The organism is Enterobacter sp. Taxon_2 (genome assembly GCF_058355295.1).
Map to the genome: position 1 here is coordinate 161,677 of NZ_CM178024.1, position 14,594 is coordinate 176,270.

12 protein-coding genes are annotated in these 14,594 nt (G+C 55.9%); 6 read left to right on the forward strand and 6 right to left on the reverse strand.

What is annotated here, in order from left to right:
• Window positions 1–103: 103 nt before the first annotated feature.
• Window positions 104–2,134, reverse strand: a complete 2,031-nt coding sequence (locus AC4IC4_RS00730; RefSeq protein WP_491471998.1) for an alpha-amylase — start codon at window positions 2,132–2,134, stop codon at window positions 104–106.
• 314 nt (window positions 2,135–2,448) lie between these two features.
• On the opposite strand from AC4IC4_RS00730, the gene AC4IC4_RS00735 reads away from it, so the two are divergent.
• The gene (locus tag AC4IC4_RS00735; protein WP_032645431.1) at window positions 2,449–3,273 is read left to right on the forward strand and encodes a protein bax; all 825 of its coding nucleotides are present in this window, start codon (window positions 2,449–2,451) and stop codon (window positions 3,271–3,273) included.
• Window positions 3,274–3,312: 39 nt separating this feature from the next.
• Here AC4IC4_RS00735 and xylR read toward each other — a convergent pair whose 3' ends face one another.
• From xylR to xylF, 4 genes are all read right to left on the reverse strand, one after another.
• Window positions 3,313–4,491: a D-xylose utilization transcriptional activator XylR gene (gene xylR / locus AC4IC4_RS00740; protein ID WP_021242460.1), complete on the reverse strand. Its 1,179-nt coding sequence runs from the start codon at window positions 4,489–4,491 to the stop codon at window positions 3,313–3,315.
• 33 nt (window positions 4,492–4,524) lie between these two features.
• Window positions 4,525–5,706 carry a xylose ABC transporter permease XylH gene (gene xylH / locus AC4IC4_RS00745; protein WP_491471999.1) on the reverse strand — a complete coding sequence of 394 codons (1,182 nt, stop codon included), beginning with the start codon at window positions 5,704–5,706 and terminating at the stop codon, window positions 4,525–4,527.
• A complete protein-coding gene (locus tag AC4IC4_RS00750) occupies window positions 5,684–7,225 on the reverse strand; it encodes a xylose ABC transporter ATP-binding protein (protein WP_463727241.1) in 1,542 nt (513 codons plus the stop codon). Before AC4IC4_RS00750 ends, xylH begins: the two co-directional genes overlap by 23 nt.
• Before the next feature lie 72 nt (window positions 7,226–7,297).
• On the reverse strand, window positions 7,298–8,290 hold the full coding sequence (gene xylF / locus AC4IC4_RS00755; protein WP_032650791.1) for a D-xylose ABC transporter substrate-binding protein: 993 nt from the start codon (window positions 8,288–8,290) through the stop codon (window positions 7,298–7,300).
• Window positions 8,291–8,661: 371 nt separating this feature from the next.
• On the opposite strand from xylF, the gene xylA reads away from it, so the two are divergent.
• The 4 genes from xylA to AC4IC4_RS00775 all read left to right on the forward strand — a co-directional run bounded on the left by xylA (window position 8,662) and on the right by AC4IC4_RS00775 (window position 13,063).
• Window positions 8,662–9,984 carry a xylose isomerase gene (gene xylA, locus AC4IC4_RS00760; protein ID WP_090420479.1) on the forward strand — a complete coding sequence of 441 codons (1,323 nt, stop codon included), beginning with the start codon at window positions 8,662–8,664 and terminating at the stop codon, window positions 9,982–9,984.
• Between the two features lie 61 nt (window positions 9,985–10,045).
• Entirely contained in the window at window positions 10,046–11,500 is a 1,455-nt protein-coding gene (xylB, locus tag AC4IC4_RS00765) for a xylulokinase (protein WP_290094261.1), read from the forward strand.
• Window positions 11,501–11,603: 103 nt separating this feature from the next.
• Window positions 11,604–12,143: an isochorismatase family protein gene (locus AC4IC4_RS00770; RefSeq protein ID WP_463727243.1), complete on the forward strand. Its 540-nt coding sequence runs from the start codon at window positions 11,604–11,606 to the stop codon at window positions 12,141–12,143.
• Window positions 12,143–13,063: a GlxA family transcriptional regulator gene (locus AC4IC4_RS00775; RefSeq protein ID WP_491472000.1), complete on the forward strand. Its 921-nt coding sequence runs from the start codon at window positions 12,143–12,145 to the stop codon at window positions 13,061–13,063. Before AC4IC4_RS00770 ends, AC4IC4_RS00775 begins: the two co-directional genes overlap by 1 nt.
• Here the strand turns inward: AC4IC4_RS00775 and AC4IC4_RS00780 are convergent.
• A complete protein-coding gene (locus tag AC4IC4_RS00780; protein ID WP_491472001.1) occupies window positions 13,056–14,051 on the reverse strand; it encodes an acyltransferase in 996 nt (331 codons plus the stop codon). The genes AC4IC4_RS00775 and AC4IC4_RS00780 overlap by 8 nt on opposite strands.
• A 183-nt stretch (window positions 14,052–14,234) precedes the next feature.
• Here AC4IC4_RS00780 and AC4IC4_RS00785 point away from each other — a divergent pair, with 183 nt between their 5' ends.
• On the forward strand, window positions 14,235–14,540 hold the full coding sequence (locus tag AC4IC4_RS00785) for a YsaB family lipoprotein (protein ID WP_024909071.1): 306 nt from the start codon (window positions 14,235–14,237) through the stop codon (window positions 14,538–14,540).
• The last annotated feature ends 54 nt before the right edge of the window (window positions 14,541–14,594 follow it).

Genomic DNA, 14,594 nt, shown 5'->3' on the forward strand with positions numbered 1-14,594 from the left:
TTTCCCCTCACCCCGGCCCTCTCCCCAAAGGGGCGAGGGGGAAAAGACGGCGCCGTACGGTTCCCTCTCCCCTGCGGGGAGAGGGTTAGGGTGAGGGGGATAATTATTGATTACCCGCCCATACCACCATCACCTTATCGCCCTTGTGCTCGCGCACGAAGCCATACCCCTCTTTCAGCGACAGCGTGGTTTGTTTGCCTTCACCGATCGCCGGATGGCGGGCACGGAACTGACCCAGCGTTTGCCAGTGGGCGACGGTTAGGGCCTGCTTGCCCGTGACGTCCTGCCAGTTCATATCTGACCGGGTACCCTGCAGCGGGTCGGAGCCTGTCGGCCCGAACGGACGTTCAGATTCATCGCCGTAGTAAATCTGCACGCTGCCCGGTGCCAGCAGGAGCAGCTCTGCCGCGCGCTGGCCTCCTTCGCGGAACAGACGCGTATCGTGTGATGAGAGATAGCTCAGCACGTTGAAGCTTTGCAGCTTCTCCGCCATCTGCTGCCACGTCATATCGATATCAGCCAGACAGTTCACTGCTTTCGCCGCCTGCTCCTGATAGTCAAAGTTAATCATCGCGTCAAAACCGTGGCGGTAATAATCGCTCTGCATGACGCCGTGGCCCCAGGATTCCCCGGTCATCCAGAACGGTGCGTTGTCGAGCTTTTTATTCGGGTTCGCGCCTTTCCAGGCGGCCAGCGCCTGGCTTGCCTGGTCTTTCAGCTGTTGCCAGGCCTCAAGCTCAACGTGTTTCGCCGTATCCACCCGGAAACCGTCAATGCCATAGTCACGTACCCACTGGCTGAGCCAGTGGGTCAGGTAGTCGCGCGGGGTATAGCCCGGAATAGCTTTCGCGTGGGTGTCGGGCTTGTGTTGATAAAAGTTTGGCAATCCGGAAGGCGTCGTGGATTCCGTTTTCAGATCCGGCAGAAATGCCAGCGACATGGTTAAATCATCGAAGCCAGGGTTGTCGTAATCGCCAATATCGGTGCGGATCCACTTTTTACCCCACCATTTTTCCCATGCGGCTTTGTCGCTAAAGTTGATGTAGTCGTTAAAGCTGTGCCAGCTTTGGCCCGCGCCCGGCTTCCAGTCCGTCCAGCGTTCTCCCAGCATCTTTTTCAGCTCATCACCCTGCAGGTACAGAGCACCAAACTGATATTCCTGCATGTCTGCCAGCGTGGCATAACCAACGTGGTTCATGACGATATCGAAAAGAACGCGGATCCCGCGCTTGTGCGCTTCGTCGACAAGCTGGCGTAAATCATCTTCAGTTCCCATATTGGCGTCGAGCGTTGTCCAGTCCTGGGTGTAGTAGCCGTGATAGGCGTAATGCGGGAAATCACCTTTGGTGCCACCGCCTACCCAGCCGTGGATCTGCTCAAGCGGGGAGCTTATCCAGAGCGCGTTTACCCCCAGCTGCTGTAAATAATCGAGCTTGCCGGCGAGCCCCTTGAGATCGCCGCCGTGGAAGGTGCCAATCTCCTGCATGCCGTCTTTATGGCGGCCATAGCTGTTGTCGTTGCTCGGGTCGCCATTCACATAGCGATCGGTCAGTACAAAATAGACGGTGGCATTTTGCCAGCTAAACGGTGCCGGCCTGTCGGTTTCGGCGCGCTCAAGCAGCAGCAGGCCGTTACTGTTGGCGGCTGGCTGCAGGGTGATTTTTCCATCTTGCACCGTCGCCGTCTGTTTACTGTAGTAGTCGCGCACGACGGAGCCTTCCGGGAAGGTATGGCTGACGTCCAGCGTCAGCGGCTTACCGTCCCACTTCGGACACTGGCGGATGACGTTTGCAACCGGCTGTTCTGCGGCACTCTGAATCGTCAGCAGCAGGGTGGGCGTGCCGGAACGGGTATCAATCCGCATCAGGTATTCACCGTCGCGGAAAAGTCGCCACTGCGGCGGTGTGCCGTCACAGGGCTTGAGCGACAGCATCTCATTGAGTTTTATCGCGCCTGTGGGCTGCCAGCACGTCTTGTCAAAACTCAGCGTAAGAGGACGCGTACCCTTCGCAAGCTTTGCCTGGCTGGTGAAGACTCCGGTGCCTTCGGCGCTAAATGCGCTAAACCCGGGCGATGACCAGTCGGCATGTGCCAGTGCGGGTAACATCAGAAAGGCTAATGCGGTGCGTTTCATTCCTTTTTCCTGTCGCGGCATTTTTGACCAGTGTGCCAGCAGGCAGAGGGGAAAAACTCATCCCCTGTCGCTTTCTGCCGGGAGGATGCGTGAGGATGAGTGATCTTGCGCAAAATTAGGCAGTTATCTGCGATAACGCACACATATTTTCGGAAATGATGTTTTTATGAGCAAGTTTCAGGTGACATAGTTTCGGAATTGGACTATTTCTATACGTGCTCTTGAAGTCTATTTTTGATATGATTTGAGATTCCGCTCTCAAATTTGTGAAAAAAATAAGGTGTTGGGATGATTACATCCGACCAGGAGACCTAATGATATCGACTCCCATTCGACGATATGGGGCTGCGATACTCATGTTACTCACCACGGCATTTTCGGGTGAGGTGCTTGCGAAGACGCACACGGATACAACGAGTAAGAAAGCCCACGTAATAAAGACGACAAGTAGTAAGGTTAGCAGTAAACAAGAGTATTCTCGCAATAGTGCAAAGAGTAGTTCACTTCCTGATTTGCGAAAATACCCTTCCGGAACACCAAGGAAAAAAGCGTTTCTCCGGACGGTAATGCCTTACATCACGAGTCAAAATGCCGCGATTACTGCGGATCGTAACTGGCTGATCTCCAAACAGTACGATAGCCGCTGGTCGCCGTCAGAGCGCGCGCGTCTGAAAGATATCACGCAGCGCTATAAGCTGAGCTGGAACGGTAACACGCGTCGTGTGCCGTGGAATGCTCTCCTTGAGCGTGTGGATATCATCCCGGGCAGCATGGTTGCGACCATGGCTGCTGCCGAAAGCGGCTGGGGGACTTCTAAGCTTGCGCGTAGCAACAACAACCTTTTCGGCATGAAGTGTGTGAAAGGTCGTTGTAACAATGCCCCTGGCAAGGTGAAAGGCTATTCGCAGTTTGAATCTGTGAAGGATTCCGTCAGCGCCTACGTGGTGAATCTGAATACGCACCCGGCCTACTCATCGTTCCGTAAATCACGCGCTCAGCTGCGTAAAGCGGACCAGGAAGTGACGGCCAGTACGATGATCCACAAGCTGAAAGGTTATTCGACGAAGGGACAGAGCTATAACAACTATCTGTTCGCCATGTACCAGGATAACCAGCGCTTAATCGCCGCCCATATGTAATCTCAAAAAAACGCCTTCCACTGGAAGGCGTTTTCTTTTCTAAATCAGCACCTCGCTGTGGCGATCCCGATACTCCTTCGGCGTGGTGTCATACTCTTTGCGGAACACCGAATAGAAATATTGCAGGGACGGGTAACCGCACATCTGCGAGATTTCGTTGATCGACAGTGACGTGGAGATGAGCAGGCTGCGTGCCTTTTCCAGCTTCTCAGCGTGAATGACGGCATGAATGGTTTCGCCCACCTCTTCTTTGAACCGCTTCTCCAGATTCGAACGCGAAATGCCCACCGAATCCAGCACCTGATCGACCTTAATCCCTTTGCAGGCGTGGTTGCGAATATAGTGCATGGCCTGAATGACGGCCGGGTCGCTTAAGGAGCGATAATCGGTTGAGCGACGTTCTACGACGCGAACAGGAGGCACCAGCAGGCGCTGAAGCGGCAGAGATTCTTTATCCAGCAGGCGATGCAGCAGCTTCGCCGCCTGATAGCCCATCTGACGCGTGCCCTGGGCAACGGAGGAGAGCGCCACGCGGGAAAGGTAGCGGGTCAGTTCTTCGTTATCAATGCCAATCACGCACAGCTTTTCGGGCACCGGAATGTGTAAATGTTCGCAGACCTGCAGCACGTGGCGCGCGCGGGCGTCCGTTACGGCAATAATACCGGTTTGCGGCGGCAGCGTTTGCAGCCAGTCCGCCAGGCGGTTTTGCGCGTGCTGCCAGTTTTCCGGCGCGGTCTCTAGCCCCTGATACACCACGCCGCGATACTTCTCCTGCGCGACCAGCTGGCAAAACGCGTGTTCGCGCTCAACGGCCCAGCGCTTGCCGCTGGTGGCGGGTAAACCATAAAACGCGAAGCGATGGACGCCTTTCTCTTTTAAATGGAGAAAGGCGGCCTCGACCAGGGCATGGTTATCGGTGGCAATATAGTGGACCGGCGGATAGTGTTCGGGCGAATGGTAGGAGCCGCCGACGCCCACTATCGGGACGTCGACGTCGGTCAGCAGCTGCTCGATGACGGGATCGTCATAGTCCGCGATGACGCCATCGCCCAGCCAGTCTTTGATGTTCTCCAGACGGGTGCGAAAATCTTCTTCAATAAAAATATCCCATTCGGATTGCGACGCCTGCAAATATTCACCCACGCCTTCCACCACCTGACGGTCGTAGGCTTTGTTGGCATTGAATAACAACGTAATGCGGTGACGCTTTTCAAACATGGCTCACTTCCCAATTAAGTCACAATACGGTTATCAGGCCCGTCGCTTGGTGGCCGAGTCCATCCAGACTGCCAGTAAAAGAATGGCCCCCTTGACGATATACTGCCAAAACGTCGGGACGTCCATCATACTCATCCCGTTATCCAACGACGCCATGATAAATGCCCCCATGACCGCACCTGCCACGCTACCGATACCCCCTGCGAGGCTGGTGCCGCCAATAACGCAGGCGGCGATAGCATCCAGCTCGGCGATGTTACCGGCGGAGGGAGAGCCGGCTCCGAGACGCGAGCTGAGGATCAATCCGGCGATAGCGACCATCAGGCCGTTAATGGCGAAGACCGCCAGCTTGGTGCGCTCGACATTGATACCCGAGAGGCGGGCAGCCTCAAGGTTTCCGCCAATGGCATAAATACGGCGGCCAAACGCGGTGCGCGTGGCCATAAACATGCCGCCCAGCAGTAAAAGCGCCAGCAGCAGGACAGGGGTCGGGACACCGCGATAGTCGTTTAAAAGCCAGATGGCGCCCAGCACAATGACCGCCGTGAGCGCCTGACGTCCCACTACCGACGTGGATGCTGGCGACGCCAGCCCCAGCGCCTGACGGCGTATACGTCCACGCCACTGCCACGCGACAAAGGCCAGTAACCCAATCACACCGAGGGTAAAGCCCACGCTATCTGAGAGATAACTCTGGCCAATCTGCGACATGGCTGCACTGGTCGGGGAGACGGTAGTGCCGTTAGTGATGCCGATTAAGATCCCGCGGAAGGCCAGCATCCCTGCCAGGGTGACGATGAACGACGGCACTTTACGGTAGGCTACCCACCAGCCGTTCCAGGCTCCCAGTACCAGCCCCAATACCAGCGTGACCGCCACGGTCAGCGGCAGCGGCCAGCCGAGCCAGACGTCAAAAATCGCCGCCACGCCGCCGAGGAGCCCCATCATCGAACCAACCGACAGGTCGATTTCCGCGGAGATAATCACGAACACCATGCCGACGGCGAGAATGCCGGTGATGGCGGTCTGGCGGAGCAGGTTGGAGACGTTACGCGCGCTTAAGTACGAGCCATCGGTCATCCAGGTAAAGAACAGCATGATGACGATAATCGCCGCGATCATCACGAAAACCTGCAGGTTAAGCGCTTTTAGCCCCGCGAACGCACCGGGCGTCGGAACGGCGACTTTGATATCAGACGGATTGCTTTTCGACATGACGTTCGCTCCTTAAAGCGGCTTCCATCACCTGCTCCTGCGTCAGGTTCTGGTTAATCAGGTTGGCTTTCAGTTTTCCCTCGTGCATGACCAGCACGCGGTCGCTCAGGCCGAGCACTTCGGGTAACTCAGACGAAATGACAATGACGGCAATCCCTTGCTGTACAAGCTGATTAATCAGTTTGTAGATTTCATATTTGGCACCGATATCAATTCCGCGCGTGGGCTCATCAAGGATTAGAATGCGTGGATTGAGAAGCAGGCAGCGCGCCAGAATCGCCTTCTGCTGGTTGCCGCCGCTCAGGCGGCCAATGGCCAGTTCTGGTGAGGAGGTTTTGACCTTCAGCCGGGCGAGTGACTGGAGAATGCACTGCTGCTCGGCGGCATCGTCCAGGCTACTCAACGCGCCGGAGAACCGATCGAGCGCCGCAAGCGTAATGTTTTTACCCACCGCCATGACCGGCACGATACCGTCTTTTTTGCGGTCTTCCGGCACCATGGCAATGCCGCGGGCAATTGCCTGCTGGCAGTTGTCGATTTTCACCGGCTGGCCGTCGATATAAATCGTGCCCTCCCAGCGTCCCGGCCACACGCCAAACAGACACTGTACGGCCTCCGTGCGCCCGGCGCCGACTAACCCGGCAATACCGAGAATTTCGCCGCTGTGAAGGGAAAACGAGACGTTATTCACACGCTTGATGTGGCGGTTAACGGGATGCCACGCGGTCAGGTTTTCCACGCGCAGCACTTCATCACCTGTTGCGTGGGGCTCATTCGGGTAGAGTGCCGTCAGCTCGCGGCCCACCATCATGGTGATGATGTCATCTTCACTCATGCCCGCGGCTTCACGCGTGCCGATGTGCTGCCCGTCGCGGATCACGCAGATGGTGTCCGAAATGGCTTTAACCTCGTTCAGCTTGTGCGAAATATAGATGCAGGCGATGCCGTGATTTTGCAGGTCGCGGATGATATTGAGCAGAACTGCGGTTTCCTGTTCGGTGAGCGAGGCCGTTGGCTCATCAAGGATCAGCAGCCTGACCTGTTTATTGAGCGCTTTCGCGATTTCGACCAACTGCTGTTGCCCGAGGCCCAGATCCCCCACGCGGGTATCCGGTGAAATGTTGAGGCTCACCTGCGCCAGCAGCTTTTCGCAGCGGAGCGTCATGGTGTCGTAATCCAGCACGCCGTGGCGGGAAATTTCGGCCCCGAGGAAAATGTTCTCCAGCACGGTGAGATGCTTCACCAGCGCCAGCTCCTGGTGGATGATGGCGATGCCTTTGCGTTCGGTATCGCGGATGTGTGTCGCCTGGATAACTTCACCGGCAAAGACGATTTCGCCTTCGTAGCTGCCGTGTGGGTAGATCCCGCACAACACTTTCATCAGCGTCGACTTGCCCGAACCGTTCTCACCGCACAGCGAAATCACTTCGCCGGGGTTCAACCGGAGGCTGACGTTGTCGACGGCTTTCACCGTGCCGAAGCGTTTGGTGATGCTTTTCATTTCAAGTAAATAAGGCATAACTGCTCCACATAACCCGAGGGAAGAACAGTACAACGTGATGCGCCCCCGCAGAGCAGGGGCCGCGCCGGATTACAGTTCGCTCTTCTTGTGGAAACCGTCTTTAACCACGGTGGCGTCAATGTTCTCTTTGTTGACTTCAATCGGTGTGAGCAGGCGAGCCGGAACGTCTTTCAGCCCGTTATTCAGCGTTGCGTCTGCTTTAGGCTGTTTGCCATTGCCCAGCTCTACGGCGATTTCCGCCGCCGTATTGGCCAACTGGGTAATCGGTTTGTAGACCGTCATGGTTTGGGTGCCTGCGATAATGCGTTTTACGCCAGCCAGATCGGCATCCTGTCCTGAAATGGCGACTTTACCGGCCAGCCCCTGTGCACTCAGGGCCTGGATAGCACCGCCTGCGGTGGCATCGTTGGAGGCCACAACCGCATCAATTTTGTTGTTGTTGGCCGTCAGCGCGTTTTCCATAATCTTCAGCGCGTTTTCTGGCAGCCAGCCGTCGGCCCACTGATCGCCGACCACTTTAATTTTCCCGTTGTCGATATACGGCTTAAGGACTTTCATTTGTCCTTCACGGAACAGTTTGGCGTTGTTATCCACCGGAGATCCGCCCATCAGGAAATAATTGCCCTGAGGCACTTTGTCGATCAGGCTTTGCGCCTGTAATTCCCCGACTTTTTCATTGTCGAACGAAATATAATAATCAATGTCCGCATTATTAATCATGCGGTCATAGGCCAGCACTTTTATGCCTTCCTGTTTGGCTTCTTTCACCACGTTACTTAATACCTGGCCGTTATAGGGGATAATGACCAGCACATCGACGCCACGGTTGATCATATTCTCGATCTGCGACATTTGTGTTTCTTCGTTGCCGTTAGCCGACTGAACAAACACGCTGGCGCCGAGGGATTCTGCTTTTTTAACAAAAATATCGCGATCTTTTTGCCAGCGCTCCAGACGCAGGTCGTCAATCGCCATGCCAATTTTGACCTCTTTGGCATGTCCTGCAAAGCTTGCAAGGAGGAGCGTAGTGCAGAGCGTTAGAGTCAGGTTCTTTATCTTCATAATTATTAGGCCTTTTTGTAGGGGTATGTGTTGCTGAGATAAAAGAAACATTCACTGCTGAGACGCAGCAAATTTTTAACGCGGAAAGGCGGGCTGGCAATTACAGATTTTTATCTTCTCATTATGATATTTGGTTTATTTCTGAATTTATGACCGCGATCGGATTTTAAAATACGTAACGTCTTAATTACATTTGATTCTGGAATACGCGCCGAAAAATAGTTTGTCTGCGCATTATTTTGCGAGCCAGCGCACAGTTGTGCATTCTCTCAATAGCAGTGTGAAATAACGTAATTGAGCAACCCAAAATGTCTATTCACTATTACTCCTGTATCAACGACTCGCCGCATACCCTGATTATGGAGCTCAATATGCAAGCTTATTTCGACCAACTCGATCGTGTTCGTTACGAAGGCCCAAAAACGACCAATCCTTTAGCATTTCGTCACTACAACCCGGATGAGCTGGTGCTGGGTAAGCGCATGGAAGATCATCTGCGCTTTGCCGCCTGTTACTGGCATACCTTCTGCTGGAACGGCGCCGATATGTTCGGCGTGGGTTCCTTTGACCGCCCGTGGCAGCAGCCGGGTGAGGCCCTTGAACTGGCGAAACGCAAAGCTGATGTCGCGTTTGAGTTCTTCCACAAGCTGAACGTGCCCTACTACTGCTTCCATGACGTGGACGTGTCACCGGAAGGCGCATCGCTGAAAGAGTATCTGAACAACTTCGCGCAGATGGTGGATGTACTGGCGGCGAAACAGCAGCAAAGCGGCGTGAAGCTGCTCTGGGGCACGGCAAACTGCTTCACTAATCCACGCTACGGCGCGGGCGCGGCAACCAACCCGGATCCAGAAGTGTTTAGCTGGGCGGCCACGCAGGTGGTGACGGCAATGAACGCCACGCATCAGTTGGGCGGTGAAAACTATGTCCTGTGGGGCGGACGTGAAGGCTATGAAACCCTGCTCAACACCGATCTGCGTCAGGAGCGCGAGCAGATTGGCCGCTTTATGCAGATGGTTGTCGACCATAAGCACAAAATCGGCTTCCGCGGCACGCTGCTGATTGAGCCGAAGCCGCAGGAACCGACGAAGCACCAGTATGACTACGACGTGGCGACGGTGTATGGCTTCCTGAAGCAGTTCGGTCTGGAAAAAGAGATCAAAGTTAACATTGAAGCCAACCACGCCACGCTGGCGGGCCACTCTTTCCACCACGAGATCGCGTCTGCGATTGCGCTGGGCATCTTCGGCTCGGTCGATGCTAACCGCGGCGACGCGCAGCTGGGCTGGGACACCGACCAGTTCCCGAACAGCGTGGAAGAGAATGCGCTGGTGATGTACGAAATCATCAAAGCGGGCGGTTTCACTACCGGCGGCCTGAACTTTGACGCCAAAGTGCGTCGCCAGAGCACCGACAAATACGATCTGTTCTACGGCCACATTGGCGCGATGGACACCATGGCGCTGGCGCTGAAAGTGGCGGCACGTATGATTGAAGACGGCGAGCTCGATAAACGCGTGGCGAAGCGTTACAGCGGCTGGAACAGTGAGCTGGGCCAGCAAATTTTGAAAGGTCAGTTATCACTTGCGGAGATCGCGAAGTACGCTGAACAACATCAGCTGGCGCCGCAGCACCAGAGCGGGCACCAGGAACTGCTGGAAAATCTGGTCAATCACTACCTGTTCGATAAATAACAGCACGTAGGCCCGGTAAGCGTTAGCGCCACCGGGCATTTCTGTTAAAGGAGTCACCGTAATGTATATCGGGATCGATCTTGGCACATCGGGTGTGAAAGCCATCCTGTTAAGCGAGCAGGGCGACGTGTTAGCAACGCAGACGGAAACGCTGCAGGTTTCACGTCCGCATCCGCTGTGGTCGGAACAGGATCCGGAGCAGTGGTGGCAGGCGACGGATCGCGCAATCAAAGCTTTAGGCGAGCAGCACAGCCTGCGCGACGTGAAAGCGCTGGGGATTGCCGGACAAATGCACGGCGCTACGCTGCTGGACAGCGAGCATCGCGTGTTGCGACCCGCCATTCTCTGGAACGATGGCCGCTGTGCAGAAGAGTGCGCGCTTCTTGAGGCGCGTGTACCCACGTCTCGTGAGATTACCGGCAACCTGATGATGCCCGGCTTTACCGCGCCCAAGCTGCTGTGGGTACAGCGACACGAGCCGGAGATTTTCCGTCAGGTGGCGAAAGTCCTGCTGCCGAAAGACTATCTGCGTTTTCGCATGACGGGCGATTTCGCCAGCGACATGTCCGATGCCGCCGGCACCATGTGGCTCGACGTGGCGAAGCGCGACTGGAGCGAGGCGATGCTGGATGCCTGCCATCTGACCCGTGAACACATGCCCGCGCTGTTCGAAGGCTGTGAGGTGACGGGCGCACTGCTGCCAGACGTTGCAGAACGCTGGAATATGCCTGCCGTACCGGTGGTGGCTGGAGGTGGCGACAATGCCGCGGGTGCTGTCGGTGTCGGCATGGTTGAGGCGGGCCAGGCGATGCTGTCGCTGGGAACGTCTGGCGTCTATTTTGCCGTCAGCGACGGCTATCGCAGTAATCCCGAAAGCGCTGTGCACAGTTTCTGTCATGCCCTTCCGGGTAAATGGCATTTGATGTCGGTGATGCTCAGCGCGGCGTCCTGCCTGGACTGGGCGGCAAAACTCACCGGCATGGCCGACGTGCCGGCGCTCATTTCTGCGGCGCAGCAGGCGGATGACGCTGCGGGTACCGTCTGGTTTTTACCGTATCTTTCCGGCGAACGTACGCCGCACAACAACCCGGAAGCGAAAGGGGTGTTCTTTGGCTTAACCCATCAGCATGGCCCGGCAGAACTGGCGCGTGCGGTTCTGGAAGGCGTGGGCTATGCCCTGGCCGACGGGATGGACGTGGTGCACGACTGCGGCCTGAAACCGACGAGCGTCACCCTGATTGGCGGCGGTGCGCGAAGCCCTTACTGGCGACAGATGCTCTCGGATATCAGCGGCTTGCAGCTGGATTTCCGCACAGGAGGAGATGTTGGCCCCGCGCTCGGCGCCGCGCGTCTGGCGCAGATAGCCATTCATCCGGAACAACCGCTTTCGCAACTGCTGCCGCAGCTTACCCTTGAACAGGCGCATGTACCTGACGCGGTGCGCCATGCGCGATACGCGGAAAGGCGCGACGTGTTCCGCAAAATCTACCAGCAGCTGCTGCCGCTGATGTCATAAAAACGCTTGTCCGGGAGAGGCACGAGGATGTCCTTTTTTGGTCTGTGCGTGCCTTTATTTCCTTGCCAGTATGGTGTTACACCCACTGGCAAGGAGATCCATCATGTCACGCATTGCATTAATCAACATCGATACTCAGCAGTCATTTCACCACCGCAATTACTGGCAGGAAAGCGATATCCCTGCCTTTCAGCAGGCGATGCTGGGGCTGATTGAAGGCTGCCAGGCGCGCAATATTCCGGTTGTTGATATTTTTCATGTGGATGAAGACGGTCCCTTTACCCTGGAGAGCGGGTTTGTCAAACCGATGGCCTTTTTACGTCATCAGCCGGATGTGGTTTTCCAGAAACACGTCCATAATGCCTTCACGGATACCGGGCTCGATCGCTGGCTGCGCGAGCGTGATATCAACCAGCTGATTATCTGCGGCATTCGCACTGAGCAATGCTGCGAAACCACCGCCCGGGTGGCATCCGATCTGGGTTATGCTGTGACCTTTGTCAGTGAGGCAACGCTGACGTTTCCGATGACGTACAGGGGCATTACCCTTAGCGCAGCGGAAATTCGCCATCGTACCGAGACGGTACTTTCGGGGCGTTTTGCTGAGATTAAAACGGTAGCGGAGACGCTGGAGTCCCTGTAATGAGCATCGACGTTTGGTTCGTGATGTTGCCCGGTGTGCTGTCATTAGACATGACCGGCCCGGCAGAGACCTTTGTGCTGGCTGGCGACGCGTTTCGTCTGCATTACATCGGCCCGCAACCGGAGGTTCCGACGTCGATAGGCCTGACGATGAGCGGCATCCAACCGTTACCGGAAAGGCTTCCTGAGGGGAGCCTGCTGGTATTGCCCGGCGTGAGCGACTCCCGAACTCAGTTTTCGACACCACAGGCGTTACAGATCCAGCACTGGCTGATGCGCCTGCAGCCGGTCATTCAGCGCCGGGATATCACGGTGATGTGCGTCTGTTCCGGAGCCTTACTGGCGGCGAAGTCGGGCCTGCTGAACAATCGGCAGTGCACCACCCACCATGACGTTATCAGCCGTTTACGCACCGCAGCTCCCACGGCGACGATTAAAGAAAACCGCATCTTTGTGCAGGACGAGAACATCTGGACCAGCGCGGGGATCACGTCGGGCATCGATCTGACGCTGCATATGATTAACCGCCTGTGCGGCCCCGAAAGGGCGCTGACCGTGGCGCGTGAGATGGTGGTCTGGTTCCGCCGTTCCGGTGACGATCCCCAGCTATCTCCGTGGCTACGCTACCGCAATCATCTTCATCCGGCGATTCATCGAGCGCAGGATGCGCTCACCGCCGAGCCGCAAAAAACGTGGAGCTTGCCTGACATTGCCGCACTGGCGCACGTTAGCCCGCGTCATCTCACCCGGCTTTTCCAGTCACATTTAGGCATTAGTGTTCGCGATTATCTGGAGCAGCTGCGTCTGGCGGTGGCGGAGCAGTGGCTATTGCAAGGGCGCGGCGTGGAGCAGGCTTCACTGGCGGCAGGGTTTTCCTCCCCGCGCCAGTACCATCGCGCCCGGCAGCGAAGCATTAGCTGACGAAGCGGCGAGCGTCGATTTTTTGCAGCAGCATCGACAGCAGCAGGCTGATCGCCAGCGTGGCGGCAAAAATCCAGACGATATCCAGCGCCGGCCAGCTTTTTAGCTCAATGCCTCTCGTTCGCAGCGCGTGGATCACCAGCGCGTGAAAACCGTAAATTCCGAGAGAGTGCCGGGAGATCAGACTCAGCACGGGCAGGGGACGCGCGTTCAGGGTGTTTTTGGCGAGTGTGAGCAGCGAGACGGCACAGATAAAGACCATCGGCCCGCAATACAGATACCAGGTATCGGCAAAATTGCCGCGCCACTGCAGCTCGTGCAGCGTCCCGCGTGAAATCACCGCCACGCCAGCGATAAACAGCGCCCCGCAGAGCCAGTTCAGACCGCGTTTTTGCGTATCCATCATTCCGATGGCGCGCCCCAGCATGCCGTAAAGCACGTAGTAAAAAGTATCGCCGTTGATATAGAGATTGACAGGAAGCCACTCAAATCCGTCGATTTTCTGTGAGAGCGTATTCGGGTTGGCAATAATGCCAGCCACCACCATCAGGGCCAGCAGCATTTTACCGCTGACGTTTTTTACCTGGATGAGCGGGGAGACCAGATAGATAACGATAATGGCGAAGAAGAACCACAGGTGGTAGAACACCGGTTTTTGCAGCACGTATTTCAGCGATAGTCCGGCGTTTATTGAGGTGAACAGAGTGATATAGAGCAAGGCAACGGCACTGTAGAACCCCAGGCAGGCCGCGATGCGGATGAAGTGCCTCGGCTGCGCGCTGCGCTCGCCAAAAAAGAGAAAGCCGGAAATCATAAAGAACAGCGGCACGCTGACGCGCGACGCAGAGTTGAGAATATTGGCGACATCCCAGTTAACGGGGCTGATGCTGTGCGCATTCGTGACATACCAGGTCGTCGTGTGGATCATGACCACCATCAGACAGGCTATTCCTCGCAGGTTATCAATCCAGTTAATTTTTGACTGCATCAGTTCCTCGTATTCCCTGTAAATTGAGTGTGACTCCCATTGTCCAAATGTCTTCGTTTGGAAAATTCTGAGTTTTATTCCGCAGGCTTGTCGGGAGGCCACGAGATTCGCAGAATGCCGGACCATAATCTATAAAAGCGTTGATACTAAAAATAACAGCCACTGACCAGGGCGGTAATAAAAATGATGATGAAGCGTGTGGCGTCACTCTTTCTGCTGTTGATCCTGGCGGGATGCAGTGCGCCACAGGAAGCCCCTGTGCAAAAAGCGCAGCAGGGTAAAATGAGCCCGGAACGTTCACTGAATATGGAAGCGCTCTGTAAAGATCGGGCTGCTCGCCGCTATAACTCGGACGTGCAGAAAATTGACGTTACCGGCTTCGAACGTTTTCAGGGCAGCTATGAGCTGCGGGGCCATACGTCGCGCAAAGAGGGCTTTGTCTGCTCGTTTGATGCGGACGGTCAGTTTTTACACCTCTCCATGCGTTAGTCTGCTCGTATAATCAACAGCCAGACGCCGTCAGCGTTCTGGCTGCAAGGCTTA